The organism is Streptomyces massasporeus, assembly GCF_014648995.1.
GTDB lineage: Bacteria > Actinomycetota > Actinomycetes > Streptomycetales > Streptomycetaceae > Streptomyces > Streptomyces massasporeus.
The window spans coordinates 16,023-36,699 of sequence record NZ_BMSE01000028.1; the positions used below are offsets into that span (position 1 = coordinate 16,023).

The following is a 20,677-nucleotide window of genomic DNA, read 5'->3' on the forward strand; positions in this document are numbered from 1 at the left end:
TTATGCGGCGCTTATAGACCTGTGAGTCTCCCGGTAGTGCTGATGTTCAGTCAACACCGCCTCAGCCCCCCGCTTTAGCAATCCTGTAAAGGACAAACGTGGCAGTTCTGTCCGTATCCCGCCGCGCACGTGCCGTGCGCGTCCTCGCCGTCGTCTCCGCCTCGGCCGCGCTCGCGCTCGGTACCGCGGGCAACGCGCTCGCCTGCAACATCAGCGAGTTCTCCGCCGAGGCGAAGTGCGATGGCGACAAGGGCGTCATCACCGTCACCGACGTCGACCCCGCCGGCATCCCGGCCACGGTCACCGTGTACCTGCAGAACAACGGCGCCGACGCGAAGAAGGTCGGCGAGCAGGTCGTCAAGGGCTCGCGTGAAGGCACCACCATCACCTTCGCCGACGACTGGAAGGCGAACGCCGAGTACCGCATCCACGTCAAGGCCGCTTCGTACGTCGACGAGGACATCAAGCCGAACCTCGTCACCCCGGCCACGGCCTGCAAGAAGGAGGAGGAGCCCCCGGCTTCGACTCCCCCGGCGACGCCGACCCCGTCGGCATCCCCCTCCAAGCCGGCGGAGGAGACCGGGACCCCCGCTCCGGAGCCGTCGGAGAGCCAGAGCACCTCGCCGGCGGGCAACGTGCCCGCCCCGGCCGGTGACTCCAACCTCGCCGAGACCGGTGCCAACTCCAACACCGGCCTGATCGCCGGCATCGCGGCGGCCCTGGTCGTCGTCGGTGGCGGCGCGGTGTTCTTCGGCATGCGCCGTCGCGGCGCCAACAGCGACAGCTGACACCCGCGCACACCGTGCCGTGGCCCGTCCCCCACCAGGGGGCGGGCCACGTCCCGTCTCACCCGAACGTCGCCCGCTCCAGCCAGAACTCCAGCAGCTCCCGCTCGCCCAGCACCTCCAGCTCCGGCGCGTCCAGCGGCAGTCGGCGGTAGAACGCCAGCAGCACGGAGGTGAGCGGCCCGCGCAGGGCCACGGTCGCCTTCCGATGGCCCCGGCGCCAGGCGACCCCGTCCTCGGTGAGTTCGACGAGCCACTCGGCGTTCACCTCCGGCCCGGTGTCGGTGGCGTGGAGATGGATGCTGCGGCCGGGACCACGCAGTTCCCTCGCCGGGTCGTGCGGCACCGTCCGCTGCACGTACTCCACGATCTGCAGCCACTCGTCGACCGCGTCGGCGGCCACCTCGGGCGCGACCTCGTAGGGCAGCCCGGCCGCGAGCGTGGCGTCCGCGCGGTGCACGGTGATCTCGTGTGTCACCCGGCGGGCCCAGAACCCGGTGTCGAGCACCCCCGCCCAGCCCCACACCTTCGTGTCCGGCCCGGCCTCCCGCAGGGCGGTGACGACCTGCTCGCCGCTCTCCGCCAGCCAGGCGTCCAGGACGGCGGCGTCCCCCCGCTCCTCGGGCCCGGCGAGCCCCGGCACCCGCTCCTCGGACACCTCCTCGCCGGCCCGGGTCCGCACGATGAACTCCACCCAGCGCAGGGCACCGCCCATGTGCCGTACGAGGTCCTCCAGCGACCACTCCGGGCAGGTCGGCACGGTGCCGGACAGGTCGGCCCCGGAGGTCACCACGGACCTCAACAGGCCGACCTGGTGGGCGATTTCGTCGCAGTAGCGGTCGTGTGCGAGTAACGGCGTCATGCCCCGCACCCTAGGCGGCGGACGATCAGGCGAGCACCACGATTTCGGCCGCGTCGAACTCCACGCCGACCTCGTCCCCGGTCTCCGGCGCGTCCCGCAGCGCGCACGCCGCCTCCAGGCGCGGGGCGTCCGGGGGCTGGAGGTGCACGGTGACATGGGTGCCCCGGAAGGTGCGCGCGGCCACGGTGCAGCGCAGGCCCACGTCGGCGGGCACCAGGCGCACCCCGGCGGGCCGCACCAGCAGGGTCCGGGTGCCCTGCGGGGCGTCCTCCGGCACCGGCACCTTGCCCCACGGCGTGTCCGCGGCCTCGGTCCCCACCGTCGCCTCGACCACGTTCTCGAAGCCGAGGAAGCGGGCGACGAACGCGTCGGCGGGCCGCTGCCACACCTCGAGGGGCGTACCGGACTGGGCGATCCGCCCGTCCCGCATCACCACGACCCGGTCGGCCAGCGCGAAGGCCTCCCCCTGGTCGTGTGTCACGGCGAGCACGGTCGTGCCCAACCGGCCGAACAGTTCCTTCAGTTCGACGACCAGCCGCTCCCGCAGCGACCGGTCGAGCTGCCCGAGCGGTTCGTCCAGCATCAGCAGCCGGGGGCTCGGCGCGAGGGCCCGGGCCAGCGCCACCCGCTGCTGCTCCCCGCCCGACAGCGCGGCGACGGCCCGGCGGCGCGCGCCCGGGAGCCCCACGAGGTCGAGCAACTCCTGCACTCGCTCGGCCTGTCGCCGCTTCGGTTCGCCGTGCATCCGCAACCCGAAGGCCACGTTGCCGCCCACGTCCCGCTGTGGGAACAGCTGGTGGTCCTGGAACATCAGCCCGACTCCGCGCCGGTGCGCCGGCAGACCGGCCTGGTCGTGCCCGTCGAGCATCACCCGCCCGGAGTCCAGGGGTTGCAGCCCGGCCACCGCCCGCAGCAGGGTCGACTTGCCGCTGCCGCTGGGTCCCAGCACGCACACGATCTCGTGCTGGGCGACCTCCAGATCGACGGCGTCCAGCACGGCCCGGCCGCCGAAACGGACCGTCGCCTCCCGCAGGGCCAGCAGCATCAGAACTCCCCCGTCCGGTCCGTGCGGAGCCTCTCCAGCACCAGCAGGGCCACGGCGCACACCACCATCAGAATCGTCGAAAGGGCCATCGCCTGGCCGTAGTTGAAGTCCCCGGGCCGCCCGAGCAGCCGGGCCACGGCCACCGGCAGCGTCGGTCGGTCGGGCCGTGCGATGAACACCGTCGCCCCGAACTCCCCGAGCGACACGGCGAAGGCGAACCCGGCGGCGATCAGCAGCGCCCGCCGCACCAGCGGCAGATCCACCTCCCGCCACACCCGCCAGGGTGAGGCCCCGAGCACCGAGGCCGCCTCCCGCAGCCGCACGTCCACCGCCCGCAGCACGGGCAGCATGGTCCGTACGACGAACGGCACACCCACCAGCGCCTGCGCGAGCGGCACGAGAATCCACGAGGACCGCAGATCCAGCGGCGGCTCGTCGAGGGAGATCAGGAACCCGAAGCCGACGGTCACCGCGGACACCCCGAGCGGCAGCATCAGCAGCGCGTCGAAGCCGCGCACGAACCGCCCGGCGTCCCGGCGCGTGAGCGCGATGGCGGCGAGCCCGCCGATCAGCACGGCGATGAGCGTGGCGGCGACGGCGTACGACAGGGAGTTGCCGATCGCCTCGATCGGCGGGACCAGGAACACTCCCCCGTCCTCACTGGTCAGCGCCCGGTAGTAGCCGAAGCCCGGCGCGTCCAGGGACCGCTGCACCAACACGGCCAGCGGCAGCACCAGCAGCACGGCGACGGTGACGAGCACCCCGCCCAGCAGCGCCCACTGCCCCGCTCCGCGCGGCCGGCGCGCGGTCACGGACGCGTCCACCAGCCGCAGCGCGGTCTCCCGCCGCCGCACCGTCCAGGCGTGCACGGCGAGGATCGCGCCCACCGCGGCGAACTGGATCAGCGTCAGCACGGCCGCGGTCGACAGGTCGAAGATCTCCGAGGTCTGCCGGTAGATCTCCACCTCCAGGGTGGAGAAGGTGGGCCCGCCGAGGATCTGCACGACACCGAAGCTGGTGAAGGTGAACAGGAAGACCATCAGCGCGGCGGCGGCCACGGCCGGGGCGAGGGCGGGCAGGGTGACCTGCCGCCAGGCCTTCAGCTGGGACGCCCCGAGCATTCGCGCGGCCTCCTCCTGCCGCGGGTCGAGCTGCGCCCAGAGCCCGCCGACGGTCCGGACGACGACCGCGTAGTTGAAGAAGACGTGCGCGAGCAGGATCGCCCACACCGTGGTGTCCAGGCGTACGCCCCACAGCTCGTCGAGCAGCCCGCCCCGGCCGACCAGCGCGAGGAACGCCGTACCGACGACGACCGTCGGCAGCACGAACGGGACGGTGACGACCGCCCGCAGGACCTGCTTGCCCGGGAAGTCGAAGCGCGCGAAGACGTACGCGCCGGGGAGCGCGACGAGCAGCGTGAGCGCGGTGGAGACCAGCGCCTGCCAGGTGGTGAACCACAGGACGTGCCGGACGTCGGACTGGGCGAGCACCTCCCCGATCCGCGCGAGGTGCCAGGTCCCGTCGGTCTTCAGGCCGCGCGCGACGATCGCGGCGACGGGGTAGGCGAAGAAGACCGCGAAGAACGCGACGGGCGCGGCCAGCAGGCCGAACCGCGCCGCCGCGCCCCGCCGCCGGGCGGCTACTTCAGTACGAGTGAGGTCCACGACTTGACCCACTGGTCACGGTGGTCGGCGATCTTCGCCGGGTCCATGGTCTCCGGGTCCTTCGCCTGCGGCCCGTACTTCACGAACTCCGGCGGCACCTGGGCGCCCTCGGTCACCGGGTACACGAACATGTTGAGCGGCATGTCCTCCTGGAACCTCTTGCTGATGAGGAAGTCGAGGAGGGCCTTGCCGCCCTTGGTGTTCTTGGCGTTGCCGAGCAGCCCCGCGTACTCGACCTGCCGGAAGCAGGTGCCCTCGGCGACGCCGGTCGGTGCCGTGCTCGGCTTCGGGTCGGCGAAGACGACCTCGGCGGGCGGCGAGGAGGCGTACGACACGACGAGCGGCCGGTCGCCCTTGGCCTTCTTGCCGCCGGCCGAGCCGGAGAACTCCTCGTTGTAGGCCTGCTCCCAGCCGTCGACGACCTTCACGCCGTTGGCCTTGAGCTTCTTCCAGTAGCCCTCCCAGCCGGTGTCGCCGTACTGGGCGGCGGTGCCGAGCAGGAAGCCGAGGCCGGGTGAGGAGGCGGAGGCGTTCTCGGTCACCAGCAGGTTCTTGTACTGGGGCTCGACCAGGTCGTCGAAGCCCTTCGGCGGCTCCAGCTCGTGGTCGGCGAAGTACTTCCTGTCGTAGTTGACGCAGATGTCGCCGGTGTCGATGGGCGTGACCCGGTGCTTGTCCTGGTCGACGCGGTACTCGGCCTTGATCGTGCCGGAGCCCTTCGGCTCGTACGACTGGAACAGTCCATTGTCGAGCGCCCGCGAGAGCAGCGTGTTGTCGACGCCGAAGAAGACGTCGCCCTGCGGGTTGTCCTTGGTCAGGATGGCCTTGTTCACGGCCTGCCCGGCGTCGCCGTCCTTCAGGACGTCGACCTTGTAGCCCGACTGCTTCTCGAAGGCCGCGAGGACGTCCTTGGACACGGCCCACGAGTCGTGGCTGACGAGCGTCACGGTCTTGGAGTCGCCGGACCCCTGACCACCGTCGGACGATCCGCACGCGGCGAGCGTGCCGACCATGCCGAGCCCGACGACGACAGCCGTCAGCCGCTTTACGTTGATGCTCACTGGATTCCTCCTGGAGTGACCAGGAGAAGACGCGGCCCTGCCCGGGACTTCCGTGGTCCCGGGCAGGGCGCAACAGCTCGAGTGGTGACCGATCTCCCTACCCAGAATGACCTGGGCCAGGTTCGGAGGGTCTGCGGCCGTGTGCCGCACTCTCAGCGCTGTGGCGCTCCCCTGTCGGAATATGCAGGTGTGGATGGTGCAGGTGTCGCATATGCAGATGTGCTTACGACAGTCAGACTACCGTTCGGTGGCCGCGAGCTGACCGCACGCCCCGTCGATCTCCTGACCACGGGTGTCCCGGATCGTCACCGGCACACCATGGGCGGCGATGGCCTCCACGAACGCCTTCTCGTCCTCGGGCCGGGAGGCGGTCCACTTCGACCCGGGCGTCGGGTTCAGCGGGATGAGGTTGACGTGCACGGGCCTGCCCTTGAGCATCCGGCCGAGCCGGTCACCACGCCAGGCCTGGTCGTTGATGTCCCGGATCAGCGCGTACTCGATGGACAGCCGCCGCCCGGACTTCGCGCTGTACTCGAAGCCGGCGTCCAGCACCTCGCGGACCTTCCAGCGCGTGTTCACCGGCACGAGGGTGTCGCGCAGCTCGTCGTCGGGCGCGTGCAGCGAGATCGCGAGGCGGCACTTGAAGCCCTCGTCGGAGAACCGGTGGATGGCCGGGACGAGCCCGACCGTCGAGACGGTGATGCCGCGCTGCGAAAGGCCCACCCCGTCGGGCTCGGGGTCGGTGAGCCGCCGGATGGCACCGGCGACCCGGTTGTAGTTGGCGAGCGGCTCGCCCATCCCCATGAAGACGATGTTGCTGAGCCGCGCCGGGCCTCCGGGCACTTCCCCATCCCGCAACGCCCGCATGCCGTCCACGATCTGGTGCACGATCTCCGCGGTGGACAGATTCCGGTCGAGACCGGCCTGCCCGGTCGCACAGAACGGGCAGTTCATGCCGCATCCCGCCTGCGAGCTGATGCACATGGTCACCCGGTCCGGGTAGCGCATCAGCACGGACTCGACGAGCGTCCCGTCGAACAGCCGCCACAGCGTCTTGCGCGTGGTGCCCTGGTCGGTCGACAGATGCCGCACGACGGTCATCAGCTCGGGCAGCAACGCCTCCCGCAGCTTCCCCCGGGCACCGGCCGGAATGTCCGTCCACTGCTCCGGATCATGCGCATACCGCGCGAAGTAGTGCTGCGAGAGCTGCTTGGCACGAAACGGCTTCTCCCCGACAGCGGCTACGGCCTCCTTGCGCTCGGCAGGAGTGAGATCGGCAAGATGCCGCGGCGGCTTCTTGGCTCCGCGGGGGGCTACGAAAGTGAGTTCTCCGGGCTTAGGCATGGCCGTACCAGTGTCGCAGATCCAATCGGGTGACTCGGGGCGGCCGCTCGCGACGACTGCCGGGACGGGTGATGACGCGCCCGCCTGCAAGGATGACGCGACCATCACACGAAATGAGGGGTGAGCATGCTCGTGCTCATGCTGTCGGTCGTCGTCCTGCTCGTCATCGGCGGCTGTGTCTGCGTGTTCTGGGCAGCGCGGGGCGACGCCCCGCGCTGGGCACGGGGTGTGGCCAAGGCGACGCTGCTCGGGAGCGAGCTGGCCCGCAGCTCGAACCGGAACTCCCGCTCGCAGAACGGCGGGGACGACTCGTCGTCCGGGGGAACCGACTGACATGACCTGTTCGACGGCCGCGCCCCAGTCGGCGGAACCGGGTGTTCCCGCCGTAGCGCCGGGCACGCGCGAGGGATGACCTCTCTCTACGCGGCACCGGTGCAGCTCGCAGAGAAGTGGGAAGGCCCCCCGTGGTTCAAGTGGGCCTTCCTGGGCGTATGGGCGCTCTGCGGGGTGTTCGTGCTGTTCAAGCTGCGGCAGAACGGCTGGAAGTTCCCCCGGCGGCGGTGAGGGAAGCGGCCTGCGCCGTCGGGGGAGCGTGACGTCCTACTCGCCCGTGTGCTCCAGCCGGTCCTTGAGGAGCTGCTCGTTGCGCGGGAGTTCCTTGCGGACCTGGGGGCGCACGACGAGCGGGACCAGGACCTTGCCCATGCCGTGGCCCTCGAAGTCGATGTCGATCGTGACATGGGAGCGGCGGCCCTCGTCATAGGGCTCGACCTCGCCGTGCACCTGGGCTCGCACGGGGCCGTCGACGCCGCGCATGCCCCAGCTGTGCGGCGGGTCGTACTCGGTGACCTCCATGGTCATCGGCATGACGCGGCGGCCGACGTGCCGGGTCACCCTGACCTTCGAGCCGATGCCTACGGGCCCCTCGTCGAGACGCTCCGCTGACACCGCGCTCAGCTGCCACTCCGGCATGTGGCCGGCGTCCATGACGTACTGGTAGACCTCCTCGGGACGGCGGTCGACGTCGATGCTCTCTCGGATGATGGCCATGATGGCCTCCTTTGGGAGGTACACCTGAATCGTCCCACTTCGGCCCCTCGGGGTCTCCCCCAGACGTCGGAGAGCCCCCGCCCGATCGGGCGGGGGCTCTCCGGCAAGGCCGGTCGGATCAGCCGGATCCCACGAACAGCACGAGCAGCAGCCACACCACCGGAGCCGTGGGCAGCAGCGAGTCGAGCCGGTCCATGATGCCGCCGTGGCCGGGCAGCAGCGTGCCCATGTCCTTGATGCCGAGGTCCCGCTTGATCATGGACTCGCCGAGGTCGCCGAGCGTGGCGGTGACCGCGACCGCGAGGCCCAGCACCAGGCCCTGCCACCAGGCCCCGTCGTCGATGAGGAACTGCATGCACAGCGCCCCCGCGACCATGGCGAAGGAGACCGCGCCGAGCAGGCCCTCGCGGGTCTTGCCGGGGCTGATGCGCGGGGCGAGCTTGTGCCGGCCGAACCGCCAGCCGACGGCGTAGGCCCCGGTGTCGCTGACGACCGTGAGCAGCAGGAAGGTGAGGACCCGCTGCGGCCCGTCGTCCGCGGTCAGCATCATCGCGACGAAGGTCGCCAGGAACGGCACGTAGAACGCCGCGAAGACGCCCGCGGTGACGTCCCTCAGGTAGCCCTCGGGCGGTTCGGTCATGCGCCAGACCAGGACGGCCAGCGCCGTGAGTGCCATCGCCACCCACGCGCCCTCGGCGCCCCGGACGTACCCGGCGACGACCATGGCGGCACCGCCGAGCGCGAGCGGCACGAGGGGCGCCCGGATGCCCTTGCGTTCCTCCAGCCGCTTGGTCAGCTCCCACAGGCCCACCACCACGGCCACGGCCACGACACCCACGAACACGGCCTTGACGACGAACAGCGACGCGACGATCACCGCACCGAGCCCGACACCGACCCCTATCGCGGCGCTCAGGTCGCGACCCGCGCTCTTCTTCGGCGGCTTGGGCGCCGGCTGCGAGGCGTCGGGCATGGGCTCCGGATTCGTGTCGTTTCGGACCGGGGCGCCGCTCAGCCGAGCAGCCCCCCGGTCGTCATCCTGGTTTCCGCCGAATTCGGTCACGTCGGGCACGATGGGCATGGGGCGAGTCTGAGGCGCTTCATACGCATCGTATGCGGGACCCGCCGGAGCGGCCCCTTGGACGTGCCCGTGGCCCGGACCCTGGACGTGCCCGTGACCATGCCCTTGGTCGGTGGGCTCCCAGTACCCGGCCTGTGGCGGCGCCCCCCAGGAAGAGTCGTTCATCAGACCTCGAGCAGCTCCGCTTCCTTGTGCTTCAGGAGCTCGTCCACCTGCGCGACGTACTTCGCGGTGGTGTCGTCGAGCTCCTTCTCCGCGCGGCGGCCCTCGTCCTCGCCGACCTCGCCGTCCTTGATCAGCTTGTCGATGGCTTCCTTGGCCTTGCGGCGCACGGAGCGGATCGAGATCTTCGCGTCCTCGCCCTTGCCCTTGGCGACCTTGATGTACTCCCGGCGGCGCTCCTCGGTGAGCTCGGGGAACACCACCCGGATGATGTTGCCGTCGTTGCTCGGGTTGACGCCCAGGTCGGAGTCGCGGATCGCCTGCTCGATGTTGCGCAGCGCGCTCTTGTCGAAGGGGGTCACCACGGCCATACGCGGCTCGGGCACGGAGAACGAGGCCAGCTGGTTGATCGGCGTCGGCGCGCCGTAGTAGTCGGCCACGATCTTGTTGAACATCGCCGGGTGCGCACGGCCGGTGCGGATCGCGGCGAAGTCCTCCTTGGCGACCACGACGGCCTTCTCCATCTTCTCCTCGGCCTCGAGGAGGGTCTCTTCGATCACCACTTGCTCCTGCGTGTCTTGAGTAGGCCCGGCTGCGGTTCCATGTGGGGCGGCGGCCGGCTGCGTCGCGTCTTCTTCCTGCACGGTTCCCGACCGGCAGGACATTGTCCATCCCCCGGCCCGGCTCCGTCCCGTCCGTCCCCCGGACGGGGTTGTTCCCGGGGTGTCAGTCCCGGCTGCCGGGGTCCCCCACCAGCGTGCCGATCTTCTCACCCTTGACGGCGCGTCCGATGTTGCCCTCGGCCAGCAGCTCGAAGACCACGATCGGGAGCTTGTTGTCGCGGCACAGCGTCACGGCCGTGGCATCGGCGACCTTCAGATCGCGCGTGATGACCTCGCCGTAGCCGAGGTGATCGAACTTCACCGCGTCCGGGTTGGTCTTGGGGTCGGAGTCGTAGACCCCGTCCACGCCGTTCTTGCCCATCAGCAGCGCCTCGGCGTCGATCTCCAGGGCGCGCTGGGCGGCGGTGGTGTCGGTGGAGAAGTAGGGCATGCCCATGCCCGCGCCGAAGATGACCACGCGGCCCTTCTCCAGGTGCCGCACGGCACGCAGCGGGATGTACGGCTCGGCGACCTGGCCCATGGTGATGGCGGTCTGCACCCGGCAGTCCACGCCCACCTTCTCCAGGAAGTCCTGGAGGGCGAGGCAGTTCATGACCGTGCCGAGCATGCCCATGTAGTCGGAGCGGGCCCGGTCCATGCCGCGCTGCTGGAGTTCGGCGCCGCGGAAGAAGTTGCCACCGCCGATGACGATCGCGATCTCCGCGCCGTCGCGTACGACGGCCGCGATCTCGCGGGCGATCTTGTGCACCACGTCGGGGTCGACGCCAAGGCCGCCGCCACCGGAGAAGGCCTCTCCGGACAGCTTCAGCAGAAACCGGCCGCGCACTTTGCCGTCGTCGCTCTTCTGAGCCTTGGTCGTCATGGGGGATCCCGCCTCTTTCACGTGTTGCGCATACCAAGAAGGCCATTGCCGGTGGGGCGTGTTTCGCATCCCATACGGCAATGGCCTCCTCGTCAGATCTGCTGTCGTCCGCCACTCATGTGACGGCGTACGCGGACGACTGCTGTCGACCCTATAGGGGTCGGGCGTCGATCGCGGTACGGACTCAGATGCCGACCTTGATGCGCGTGAAGCGCTTCAGGGTGACACCGGCCTCGTCCAGAACCTTCTGGACCGACTTCTTGTTGTCGAGCGCGTACGGCTGGCCGAGCAGCGTGGCGTCCTTGAAGAAGCCGTTGAGGCGACCCTCGACGATCTTCGGCAGGGCGGCCTCGGGCTTACCCTCGGCGCGGGTGGTCTCCTCGGCGACGCGGCGCTCGGACTCGACGACCTCGGCCGGCACGTCCTCCTTGGAGAGGTACTTCGGCGCGAAGGCGGCGATGTGCTGGGCGACGCCCTTGGCGATCTCGGCGTTCGGCTTGTCCAGCTCGACGAGGACACCGATCTGCGGGGGCAGGTCGGGCATCGTGCGGTGCATGTACGCCGTCACGTAACCGTCGGCGAACTGCGCGAAGCGGTCCAGGACGATCTTCTCGCCGAGGTTGGCGTTGGCCTCGTCGACGAACGCCTGGACGGTCTTGCCGGGCTCGATCTCGGAGGCGAGCAGGGCCTCGATGTCGGCCGGGGAGGTCTTGGTGACGTGCTCGGCGATGGTCTTGGCCACGGCCTGGAACTTGTCACCCTTGGCGACGAAGTCCGTCTCGCACTTCAGCTCGACGATGACGCCGGCGGAGTTGTCGTCGGCGATGATCGAGACGACGGCACCGTTCTCGGCGGACCGGCCCTCGCGCTTGGCGACGCCCTTCTGGCCCTTGATGCGGAGCGCCTCGACGGCCTTCTCGACGTTGCCCTCGGCCTCGTCCAGCGCCTTCTTGCAGTCCATCATGCCGGCGCCCGTGAGCTCACGGAGCTTCTTGACGTCGGCGGCGGTGTAGTTCGCCATGAGTCTGTGAATCTCTCTCGAAGTCTGGAAGATCGAAGATCTGCGGATGCGCCCATGGAGCCGGAAGGCGCTGTCCTTCCGCTGACCTACGGGTCAACGGCGGGAGCGGACTTCACCGCGCCGAAGGCGCTGGTGGGTGCGGCCGCTCCCGCCGTCAACTCGGACTGACGGGTCAGGCCTGCTCGGCCTCGGCCGGCTTCTCGCCCTCGGCCGGCTTCTCGGCCTCGGCGGCCGGAGCAGCCTCGGCGGCCGGAGCAGCGTCCGCGGCCGGAGCGGCCTCAGCGGCCGGAGCGGCCTCGGCAGCCGGAGCGGCCTCAGCGGCGGGGGCGGCCTCGTCGGCCTTCTTCTCGCCCTCGAGCAGGTCGCGCTCCCACGCGGCCAGCGGCTCGCCCGCGGCCTTGTCGCCCTTGCCCTCGGTGGCGACACCGGAGCGGGCGATGAGGCCCTCGGCGACCGCGTCCGCGATCACACGGGTGAGCAGGGTGACGGAGCGGATCGCGTCGTCGTTGCCCGGGATCTTGTAGTCGACCTCGTCGGGGTCGCAGTTGGTGTCGAGGATCGCGACGACCGGGATGTTCAGCTTCCGGGCCTCACCAACCGCGATGTGCTCCTTCTTGGTGTCCACGATCCAGACGGCGCTGGGCACCTTCTGCATCTCGCGGATACCGCCGAGGGTCTTCTCCAGCTTGGCCTTCTCGCGCGAGAGCACGAGAAGCTCCTTCTTGGTCAGACCGGACGCGGCGACGTCCTCGAAGTCGATCTGCTCGAGCTCCTTGAGGCGCTGCAGACGCTTGTAGACGGTCGAGAAGTTGGTGAGCATGCCGCCCAGCCAGCGCTGGTTGACGTAGGGCATGCCGACGCGGGTGGCCTGCTCGGCGATGGCCTCCTGCGCCTGCTTCTTCGTGCCGACGAACATGACCGTGCCGCCGTGGGCGACGGTCTCCTTGACGAACTCGAAGGCGCGGTCGATGTACGACAGCGACTGGAGCAGGTCGATGATGTAGATGCCGTTGCGCTCCGTGAAGATGAAGCGCTTCATCTTCGGGTTCCAACGACGGGTCTGGTGACCGAAGTGGACGCCGCTCTCCAGCAGCTCCCGCATCGTGACGACGGCCATGGCCGTATCTCCTTGAATTTCTCGGTTGTGCCGCGGATGCCGGACGGCTTCCGCGCCTGACGCCCACTGCGCGCCGTTCCACGAGGGACCGAGGGGCGCTGATACGGGCCCGTTGCCGGGGTTCGTATCGGGGCGTGCGAAGTCGACCCGATGACTCGGGTCGCCACCAGAAGTGTACGGGACCCGTGGGGTGCCGGGTGACGCCGATGTCCACAAGCGGGCGCCCGCCCACAGCCGCGAGCGGCGACACCGGCGCTCCGGAACGCTCTCCGCATGCGAGCGAACCGATGCGTGCGTGTCTGTGCACGCCTGATCCTGCTGGTGATCGTCACGGCGACGGCCCTGCTGGCCCCGCCGCCACCGCTGTTCGCGGCGGGTGCGCCCCGGGCCGACGACCCGCCGGCCACCGTGCCGGCCATCGGCCGCGCCTGGCCCGTCGGCTCACGTCCCCGTGTCCTGCGGGGCTGGGAGCCCCCGGCGACGGTCTACGGCCCGGGCCACCGGGGCGTGGACCTTGCGGCACCGGCGGGCACACCCGTTCGAGCGGTGGCCCGGAGCCGGGTCGCCTTCGCGGGCCGGGTGGCCGGCAGGGGGGTCGTATCGGTGGACCTCACGGGTACGGGCGATCCGCCCCTGCGCACGACGTACGAGCCGGTGACGGCCGCGGTCGAGGAGGGGGACGAGGTGGAACCGGGCGAGGTGATCGGCACGGTGGACGCGAGCGGCTCGCACTGCACGGCCACGTGCGTCCACTGGGGCCTGCGCCGCGGCGAGGGCTACGCGAACCCGCTGTCGCTCCTGCCGCCGTGGCTCCTGCACCGGGGCCCGTCGAGGCTGCTGCCGCTGGCGTAGCCGCGGGTGTGCGTGCCGCTGGCGTAGCCGCGGGTGTGGCGTGCCGCTGGCGTAACGGCGGGTGTGCGTGCCACTGGCGTAGCAGCCGATGTGCGTGCCACTGGCGTAACGGCGGATGTGGCGTGCCGCTGGCGTAGCCGCGGGTGTGCCTGCCACTGGCGTAGCAGCGGATGTGCGTCGTAACGGCGGATGTGGCGTGCCGCTGGCGTAGCCGCAGGTGTGCGTGCCGCTCGGGCCGCGGGACCCCGCTCCGCCGGGCCCTGAAACGCCACAGCCTCGACCTCGAGGCCGTCACGCCGCACACCTCGCAGCGCAAGGCCACGGCCACGGCTCGGCCCGAGGCCGTCAGCCCCGCACACCCCGCAGCGCCATCGACACGGCCGCGTCCGTGATCGCCCCGGGCTCCTCCGCGGCCCCGAGCTCGATCCTGCGCACGGCCGCGTCCACCACGCCCTGGACCAACATCGCCGCCAGCCGGGGCTGCTCGTGGCCGAGCTCGCCCAGCGCCTCGACGATCATCGCGACCAGCCCGCCGTGCGCCGCCCGGATCTTCTCCCGGGCCCCCGCGTCGAGTTCACTCGCGGAGATCGCGACCACGGCCCGGTGCCGCCGGTCGCCGACCAGTTCCAGCTGCTGCCGCACATACGCCTCGACCTTGGCCTCGGCGGTCCCGGCCCGCTCCATCGCCGCCGACACGTCCGCCGCCCAGACCGGGAAGTCGACCTCGCACAGTTCCTCGACCACGGCCGCCCGCGACCGGAAGTACTCGTATACGGACGATCGCGCGAGGCCCGTCCGCTCGGCGAGGGCCGGGAAGGTCAGCGCCTCCGTACCGCCCTCGGACAACAAGGAACGAGCCGCGTCCAGCAGGGCGGCTCGCTGCATCGACCGGTGCTCGGCCACGGAGGCCGCTCGAATCCTTGGCACGTCAACACTCTACGGACGCGTCCCCCCGGGCGGGAGTGGTTGTCGCCGGCCCGACGGCATCCGGGCAGGTCAGCGGCCGAAGCTCGCCAGTTTCGCTCTCAGCTGCAGCACCGACTTGGTGTGGATCTGGCTGACCCGGCTCTCGGTCACGCCCAGCACGTTCCCGATCTCGGCCAGGGTGAGGCCCTCGTAGTAGTACAGCGTGACCACGGTCTTCTCCCGCTCCGGCAGCGTGTTGATCGCCCGGGCCAGGAACCTGCGCAGCTCCCGGTCCTCGGCGACCTCGACGGGGTTGTCGGCGGCGGTGTCCTCCAGCGTGTCCATGACGCTGAGCCCGTCGCCGCCCTCACCGCCCCCGTGCAGCAGTTCCTCCAGGGCCACCACGTTGGCCAGCGACAACTGGCTGAACACGGCGTGCAGTTCCTCGACGGCGATGCCCATCTCGGAGGCCACCTCGCCCTCGCTCGGAGTCCGCCGCAGCCGGGCCTCCAGCGTGGCGTAGGCCCGCTCCACGTTGCGTGCCTTCTGCCGTACCGAGCGGGGGATCCAGTCCAGCGCCCGCAGTTCGTCGATCATCGCGCCGCGGATCCGGGTGATCGCGTACGTCTCGAACTTGATCTCCCGGTCGATGTCGAACTTCTCGATCGCGTCGATCAGCCCGAACACCCCGGAGGAGACGAAGTCCGCCTGCTCGACGTTGGACGGCAGGCCCACGCTGACCCGTCCCGCGACGTACTTCACGAGCGGCGAGTAGTGCAGGATCAGCTGCTCCCGCAGCCGCTCGTCCCCCGTCGCCTTGTACGACCGCCACAGCTCGTCGAGCGTCGAGGGAGCGGGCGGCCGCACGCTGCCACCGTCACGGGCGGCTGGGGGGATCGCCGCCCGGTCGGACCCGGAGGTGTGCTGGGGCATTCGTCGCCTTGTGCCGTTCTGCTGCGGAGTGGTGCTGCTGGGGTGGGCTGTCTGTCTGATGTCGAGTTGCCTGTCCGTGTCGGAACCCTCGTGAGCGTAGCGTGACTGCGGTGTCGCGGTGTGCGAAGAGCGGAGGCCAAGGAGGGCGCAGATACGTTCCTGAGGGCGTTCCGGCGGGGCGTGGCGGTCGCCCGGTGTGATCACCGGATGGCCCCAACTGGGCGCATTTCCAAGGGTTGTCGGGGTTCCCCCGGACGGCCGAACACACACGGTCAACCCGGCCCGCGACCGTCGCGGACCGACATCACCGCCTGGCGTGTCAACTTCCAGCCGTCGCCGTGTCGTTCGACGTAACCGAGTGCTCGGAGTTCGTACAGTCTCGCGATCGCGTCGTCCGGCGCGGTCTGTGCGGAGCGCGCGATCTCGTCGGGCCAGGCCACCCCGCGTCCCGGCAGTGCGGCGAGCACCTGCCGGGAGGCCGGTTCCAGCAGGTCCCGGGGCAGGACGGGGCCGCGCCGGTCGGGGGCCAGCTCCCCGATGTCACCGACCAGTTCGACGACGTCCGCGACGTCGGTGACCAGGGCGGCCTCCCCGCGCAGCAGATCGTGCACTCCGGCGGAGAGCCCGCTGGTGACCGGGCCCGGCACGCCCATCGTGTGCCGGCCGAGACGCTGCGCGGCCCGCGCGGTGACCAGGGAGCCGCTGCGGTGGGCGGCCTCGACGACCACCGTGCCGCGGGTGAGGGCTGCGATCACTCTGTTCCGCAGGATGAACCGGCTCGGCGTCGGATGGTCGCCGGGTGGCAACTCGCCGATCACCAGGCCCTGTTCGGCGATCCTGCCGATCAGCTGGGTGTGGCCGCGGGGGTAGGGCCGGTCGACGCCGCAGGCGAGGACGGCGACGGTGGCGCCGCCGGCTCCGAGCACTCCGCGGTGGGCGGCGCCGTCGACTCCGTAGGCGCCGCCGGACACCACGACCCAGCCGTGCTCGGCGAGGCCGGCGGCGAGGGTCGCGGCCATGTGGGCCCCGTACTCGGTGCAGGCCCGGGCGCCGACCACGGCGACGGACTTCAGCGCCCACATCCGCAGACTGGGCCGGCCGCGCACCCACAGTCCGAGGGGCCGGGCGTCCCCGAGATCGTCGAGCTGTCCGGGCCACTCCGCGTCCCCGGGAGGGACGAACCGCACCCCGGCGTCCCGGGCGGCCTCCAGATCGCGGCCCGGCCGGGCGGCATCCGCCCTGGCCAGGAGCCCGGCCCACCGCTTCGCGCTCGCCCCTGGGAGGGCGGGCCCGCCCTCCCGTAACCGCCGCACCACACCCCCGGCCCCGAGCTCCCGCACCCACCGCCCGCCGACCTCGTCACCGGGCTCGAGGACCCGGGTCAGAAGCACCCTGCCGAGCAGTTCGTCGTCCGGTTCGCCGCCGCCGCTCATGTCAGCGCCCCGATGGCCATGGGGACGCCGCGCGGCACACCGGTGCGCAGCTGGAGCGCGAGGGCGACGTCCGTGGCGTCGGGCCGGTCGTGACCGACGAGGTCGGCGACGGTCCAGGCCACGCGCAGGACACGGTCGAGGCCGCGGGCGGTCAGGACCCCCCGCTCCAGGTTCCGCTCGGCCTCGTCCATCGCGCCGGGCACGGCGTGCCAGCGGCTGCGCAGCTCACGTCCGGGCACCTCGCTGTTCGTGCACCAGGGGGTGCCCGCGAGGCGCTCCACGGCCCGCTCCCGGGCCGCCCGCACCCGTTCGGCGACCGTCGCGGTCGACTCGCCCCTGGCCCCCACGGCGGTCAGCTCGAGGCGGGTGATGCGGTCCACCTCGACGCGCAGGTCGACCCGGTCCAGCAGCGGGCCGGAGAGCCTGGCCTGATAGCGGCGGATCGCCGAGGGCGGGCACTCGCACAGGTCGTCCCGCTGCGAGAAGCGCCCGCACGGGCAGGGGTTGGCCGCGAGGACCATGAGGAACTTCGCCGGGAAGCGCACGACTCCCGCGCTGCGGGCGATCACGACGTGCCCCGCCTCCAGCGGCTGGCGCAGGGCGTCCAGGGCCTGGCTGCTGAATTCCGGCGTTTCGTCGAGGAACAGCACCCCGCGATGGGACAGCGACACCGCCCCGGGCCGCGCGATGCCCTGGCCGCCACCGACGAGGGCCTGCATCGTGGCCGAGTGGTGCGGGGCGCAGTAGGGCGCGACATCGATCAGCGGCTTGCCCGGCGGCAGCAGCCCCGCCACCGAGTGGACCGCGGTGACCTCCAGCGACTCCTGCCGGCCGAGCCGGGGCAGGATGGCCGGCAGCCGCTCGGCGAGCATGGTCTTGCCGGCGCCGGGCGGCCCTTCGAGGAAGAGGTGGTGCCCTCCCGCCGCGGCGACCTCCACCGCCGTGCGCGCCGAGGTCTGCCCGACGACGTCCGCCAGGTCGTGACCGTGGTCGTGCTGGGCGGCGCCGATGCTGTGCATCCCCGTGGCCGCGCCCGTGCCCGGCACGCGCAGTCCGGCGAGGAGCGGGTCCGGGCGACCCTGCTCGTCCTGTTCCTCGTCCGGCACGGGCTCGTCCGCCAGGACGGCGATCAGCTGCCGCAGGCTGCGGACGCCCAGCACCGACACACCGGGCACGAGGGACGCCTCGGCGGCGGCGCACTCGGGCACCACCACCTGCTCATATCCCGCGTCGGCCGCCGCCAGCACCGCCGGCAGCACCCCCCGCACCGGCCGCACCCGCCCGTCCAGCCCCAGTTCGCCGATCATCACGATGTCGGCGAGGACCCGCGGGTCGACGCGCTCCGCCGCGCCGAGGACCGCCGCCGCGACGGCGAGGTCGAAGCCGCTGCCCGACTTCGGCACCGAGGCGGGGCTCAGGCCGACCGTGAGCTTCTTCTGGGGCCAGGCCGCGCCCGAGTTGACGACCGCGGCACGCACCCGGTCCTTGCTCTCCGTGAGGCTCTTGTCGGGCAGTCCCACCAGCGTGAAGGCCGCGACGCCGGGTTCGAGGTCGGCCTGGACCTCGACGACCACGCCCTCGACGCCGACCAGCGCCACCGAGCACGTACGGGCGAACGCCATTCAGGCCACCCCCCGCACATGCTCGACCACGGCGGCGCCGCGGGTCGGCAGCAGTACCCCGACCACGTCGATGCGGACCCCGCCGGGCGGCGCGCCCCCATGTGCCTGGATCCACCGCTCGGCCAGGTCCCGCAGCCGCTCCGCCTTCTGCGGGGTCACGGCCGCCATCGGATGCTGAAAGGGGCCCTCCCTGCGGGTCTTCACCTCGCAGACGACCAGGACGTCCCCGTCCCTGGCCACGATGTCGATCTCGCCGGTCCGGCCGGAGCGCCAGTTGCGCTCCAGGACCGTCAGACCGGCCTCGGCCAGCCGCCGTGCGGCCAGGCTCTCCCCGTATTTCCCCACGGCACTGCGTGCCAGCTGTGCGGTCATGTCGGCACCACCTCCGGCGCCAACGATCACGCACCCTTCCCCGAGAAGTGGATCTTGGTGGGTGACTCAACGATTGTGGACAACTCCGTCACCCACATGAGGAACCTCAGCCGCTCGGCAGCTCCAAATCGCTCTTGTTCAGCTCCTCGATGTTCACGTCCTTGAACGTGAGCACCCGGACCTGCTTCACGAACCGCGCCGGCCGGTACATGTCCCACACCCAGGCGTCCGCCATGGACACCTCGAAGAAGACCTCACCCTGGACCGAGTGCACCTGCATCTCGTAGTCATTGGTCAGGTAGAAGCGCCGCTCGGTCTCGATCACGTATTTGAACAGACCGACGACATCGCGGTACTCCCGGTAGAGCTTCAGCTCCATCTCGGTCTCGTACTTCTCGAGGTCCTCGGCGCTCATGGCATGTTCCCCTTCAGCCGTGCGATCCCCCCATTGTGCGCCAGTCCCGTGAGCCCCTAGACGATTTCCGGGTCAAGGATCACTGGCCTGGCCGGGGGACCTTCGTCGAGCAGCGTGCGCAGCAGCCCGGCGAGTCTGGTCGGATACACCGTCTCATGTGCCCGGCTCAGTTCCGGACACGTCCACCAGCGCGCTCCGGCGACACTGCGCCGTTCCAGCTCGGTCAGGCCGGTGGCGGCCACCGCCGTGCGGTCCGTACGGGCCAGGTAGTACCACTCGTCCTGGTCCCAGCGGCGGCCGGCGAACGGGAAGGAGCACCTCCGCCGCCACAGCACCGGGCCGAGCTCGACCCCGGTGATGCCCGTCTCCTCGGCGAGTTCCCGCCGAGCGGCCTGTTCACGGGTCTCGTCGCCCTCCACGCCGCCGCCTGGGGTGAACCACCAGTCGTCGGCCGGATCGTCCGGTTCGTGCCCGTGCAGCAGCAGGATGCGGTCCTGCGGGTCGAGCAGGACGACCCGGGCAACCTTGCGCAACCCGCCCTCGTAGGTGTCCTGGCCCGCTCCCACGGCCTCAGCGGACACCTGCGGGCTCCGCGCTCTCCCGTCGGGCCCGGGCGGCACCGGTGCGCTTGGCGATGGGCCCGTAGGCGCCTCCGCCCAGGACGAGCACCGCGCCGGCGATCACGAGGAGGGTGATCGTCCGCAGCGGACCGGGCGAGGAGAGGGCGCCGAGCGGCTCGAAGCCGGTGGGGCGCTCCAGCATGCCCTTCATCGGCCACACGACGGAGTCGACACGGGCGTCCACGGCCGAGCGCGCCACCGTGCCGCTGGCGGCGTCGGTCAGGTGGGCGGTGGAGTCCACGGAGTTGCCGCGCTCGTCACCGAGCAGGAACAGCCGGCCCTTGGGGACGGTCACGGTCGGGAAGTTGCTCATCTCGGCCGGCGTGCCCTGGGGCAGGTACGTTTCGTCGATCTCCTTGCCGTTGACCTTCAGCTTGCCCTCCTGGCAGCAGGAGACCGTGTCGCCGCCGATGGCGACCACGCGCTTGACCATCGGCGCGTTGGCCCACGTCGCGTCCTTGAAGACGACGACGTCACCGCGGCGCACCTCGCCGCCGTCGACGCGCTGCGCCAGGATCCGGTCGCCCGCGTCGATCGTCGGGGTCATCGAGCTGGTGGGCACGGTGTACGGCCGGTAGACCACCGCTCCCCAGGCGAATCCGCCCAGGAAGAGCACGAGGCCCAGCCCCACCATCAGTCCCGACAGTCGCTGCCCGAGTCGGCTCCCGACCGGGGCCGCTCCTGTGCTCCCGCTGCTGCGCGGGGTCGTGCGCATCGCGCTCTCACCACCCATGGAGCCGCACCCTACCCGTCGGTACCGGGGAAGGGCAGCCCGCGCAGGAAGCACGATCGCGCCACGAGGAAAACGCGGTGGCCCCCCGGGTCCGAAGATCCCAGGGGGCCACCG

23 protein-coding genes and 1 riboswitch are annotated in these 20,677 nt (G+C 71.1%); of the genes, 4 read left to right on the plus strand and 19 right to left on the minus strand.

Going from position 1 to position 20,677, the window contains the following annotated elements:
- The first annotated feature begins 98 nt into the window (after positions 1-98).
- Complete coding sequence (locus tag IE153_RS37645) at positions 99-788, plus strand: LAETG motif-containing sortase-dependent surface protein (protein ID WP_189594191.1); 690 nt, start codon at positions 99-101, stop codon at positions 786-788.
- A gap of 58 nt (positions 789-846) precedes the next feature.
- On the opposite strand, the gene IE153_RS37650 is transcribed toward IE153_RS37645, so the two are convergent.
- The 5 genes from IE153_RS37650 to rlmN form a co-directional block, all read right to left on the minus strand.
- The gene (locus IE153_RS37650; protein ID WP_189594192.1) at positions 847-1,647 is read right to left on the minus strand and encodes a maleylpyruvate isomerase family mycothiol-dependent enzyme; all 801 of its coding nucleotides are present in this window, start codon (positions 1,645-1,647) and stop codon (positions 847-849) included.
- A gap of 25 nt (positions 1,648-1,672) precedes the next feature.
- The gene (locus IE153_RS37655; RefSeq protein WP_189594193.1) at positions 1,673-2,692 is read right to left on the minus strand and encodes an ABC transporter ATP-binding protein; all 1,020 of its coding nucleotides are present in this window, start codon (positions 2,690-2,692) and stop codon (positions 1,673-1,675) included.
- Entirely contained in the window at positions 2,692-4,293 is a 1,602-nt protein-coding gene (locus IE153_RS37660; RefSeq protein ID WP_189594240.1) for an ABC transporter permease, read from the minus strand. Before IE153_RS37660 ends, IE153_RS37655 begins: the two co-directional genes overlap by 1 nt.
- Positions 4,294-4,331: 38 nt before the next feature.
- The gene (locus tag IE153_RS37665; RefSeq protein WP_438817982.1) at positions 4,332-5,369 is read right to left on the minus strand and encodes a thiamine ABC transporter substrate-binding protein; all 1,038 of its coding nucleotides are present in this window, start codon (positions 5,367-5,369) and stop codon (positions 4,332-4,334) included.
- A 124-nt stretch (positions 5,370-5,493) separates the two neighbouring features.
- Positions 5,494-5,600: riboswitch (TPP riboswitch) on the minus strand.
- A 54-nt stretch (positions 5,601-5,654) separates the two neighbouring features.
- A complete protein-coding gene (gene rlmN, locus IE153_RS37670) occupies positions 5,655-6,761 on the minus strand; it encodes a dual-specificity RNA methyltransferase RlmN (RefSeq protein WP_142159051.1) in 1,107 nt (368 codons plus the stop codon).
- A 126-nt stretch (positions 6,762-6,887) separates the two neighbouring features.
- On the opposite strand from rlmN, the gene IE153_RS37675 reads away from it, so the two are divergent.
- On the plus strand, positions 6,888-7,094 hold the full coding sequence (locus tag IE153_RS37675) for a hypothetical protein (RefSeq protein ID WP_189594194.1): 207 nt from the start codon (positions 6,888-6,890) through the stop codon (positions 7,092-7,094).
- A 75-nt stretch (positions 7,095-7,169) separates the two neighbouring features.
- On the plus strand, positions 7,170-7,325 hold the full coding sequence (locus IE153_RS37680; protein ID WP_189594195.1) for a hypothetical protein: 156 nt from the start codon (positions 7,170-7,172) through the stop codon (positions 7,323-7,325).
- Positions 7,326-7,361: 36 nt separating this feature from the next.
- Here the strand turns inward: IE153_RS37680 and IE153_RS37685 are convergent, their stop codons facing one another.
- The 6 genes from IE153_RS37685 to rpsB all read right to left on the minus strand — a co-directional run bounded on the left by IE153_RS37685 (position 7,362) and on the right by rpsB (position 12,677).
- Entirely contained in the window at positions 7,362-7,811 is a 450-nt protein-coding gene (locus tag IE153_RS37685; protein ID WP_031103422.1) for an SRPBCC family protein, read from the minus strand.
- A 118-nt stretch (positions 7,812-7,929) separates the two neighbouring features.
- Positions 7,930-9,057, minus strand: a complete 1,128-nt coding sequence (locus IE153_RS37690; RefSeq protein ID WP_189594196.1) for a phosphatidate cytidylyltransferase — start codon at positions 9,055-9,057, stop codon at positions 7,930-7,932.
- On the minus strand, positions 9,057-9,614 hold the full coding sequence (gene frr / locus IE153_RS37695) for a ribosome recycling factor (RefSeq protein ID WP_006136598.1): 558 nt from the start codon (positions 9,612-9,614) through the stop codon (positions 9,057-9,059). The genes IE153_RS37690 and frr overlap by 1 nt, the downstream gene beginning before the upstream one ends.
- Positions 9,615-9,780: 166 nt before the next feature.
- Positions 9,781-10,539 carry a UMP kinase gene (gene pyrH, locus IE153_RS37700; RefSeq protein WP_030852122.1) on the minus strand — a complete coding sequence of 253 codons (759 nt, stop codon included), beginning with the start codon at positions 10,537-10,539 and terminating at the stop codon, positions 9,781-9,783.
- A 184-nt stretch (positions 10,540-10,723) separates the two neighbouring features.
- Positions 10,724-11,560, minus strand: coding sequence for a translation elongation factor Ts (gene tsf / locus IE153_RS37705; RefSeq protein ID WP_097221041.1), 837 nt, complete (start codon positions 11,558-11,560; stop codon positions 10,724-10,726).
- A gap of 172 nt (positions 11,561-11,732) precedes the next feature.
- Entirely contained in the window at positions 11,733-12,677 is a 945-nt protein-coding gene (rpsB, locus tag IE153_RS37710; RefSeq protein ID WP_189594197.1) for a 30S ribosomal protein S2, read from the minus strand.
- 273 nt (positions 12,678-12,950) lie between these two features.
- Here rpsB and IE153_RS37715 point away from each other — a divergent pair, with 273 nt between their 5' ends.
- Entirely contained in the window at positions 12,951-13,529 is a 579-nt protein-coding gene (locus IE153_RS37715; RefSeq protein ID WP_189594198.1) for a M23 family metallopeptidase, read from the plus strand.
- 345 nt (positions 13,530-13,874) lie between these two features.
- Here IE153_RS37715 and IE153_RS37720 read toward each other — a convergent pair whose 3' ends face one another.
- The 8 genes from IE153_RS37720 to lepB all read right to left on the minus strand — a co-directional run bounded on the left by IE153_RS37720 (position 13,875) and on the right by lepB (position 20,563).
- The gene (locus IE153_RS37720; RefSeq protein WP_031103427.1) at positions 13,875-14,432 is read right to left on the minus strand and encodes a TetR/AcrR family transcriptional regulator; all 558 of its coding nucleotides are present in this window, start codon (positions 14,430-14,432) and stop codon (positions 13,875-13,877) included.
- A 93-nt stretch (positions 14,433-14,525) separates the two neighbouring features.
- The gene (gene whiG / locus IE153_RS37725; RefSeq protein ID WP_031103428.1) at positions 14,526-15,368 is read right to left on the minus strand and encodes an RNA polymerase sigma factor WhiG; all 843 of its coding nucleotides are present in this window, start codon (positions 15,366-15,368) and stop codon (positions 14,526-14,528) included.
- 272 nt (positions 15,369-15,640) lie between these two features.
- Positions 15,641-16,801: a DNA-processing protein DprA gene (gene dprA / locus IE153_RS37730; protein WP_189594199.1), complete on the minus strand. Its 1,161-nt coding sequence runs from the start codon at positions 16,799-16,801 to the stop codon at positions 15,641-15,643.
- Positions 16,798-18,423: a YifB family Mg chelatase-like AAA ATPase gene (locus IE153_RS37735; protein WP_189594200.1), complete on the minus strand. Its 1,626-nt coding sequence runs from the start codon at positions 18,421-18,423 to the stop codon at positions 16,798-16,800. The genes dprA and IE153_RS37735 overlap by 4 nt, the downstream gene beginning before the upstream one ends.
- The gene (locus tag IE153_RS37740; RefSeq protein WP_189594201.1) at positions 18,424-18,825 is read right to left on the minus strand and encodes a YraN family protein; all 402 of its coding nucleotides are present in this window, start codon (positions 18,823-18,825) and stop codon (positions 18,424-18,426) included.
- A 76-nt stretch (positions 18,826-18,901) separates the two neighbouring features.
- A complete protein-coding gene (locus IE153_RS37745) occupies positions 18,902-19,210 on the minus strand; it encodes a DUF2469 domain-containing protein (protein ID WP_003993268.1) in 309 nt (102 codons plus the stop codon).
- A gap of 56 nt (positions 19,211-19,266) precedes the next feature.
- Positions 19,267-19,791 (minus strand): NUDIX hydrolase, encoded by a 525-nt coding sequence (locus IE153_RS37750; protein ID WP_189594202.1) that lies wholly within the window; start codon positions 19,789-19,791, stop codon positions 19,267-19,269.
- Entirely contained in the window at positions 19,781-20,563 is a 783-nt protein-coding gene (lepB, locus tag IE153_RS37755) for a signal peptidase I (protein WP_189594203.1), read from the minus strand. Before lepB ends, IE153_RS37750 begins: the two co-directional genes overlap by 11 nt.
- Positions 20,564-20,677 lie beyond the last annotated feature (114 nt).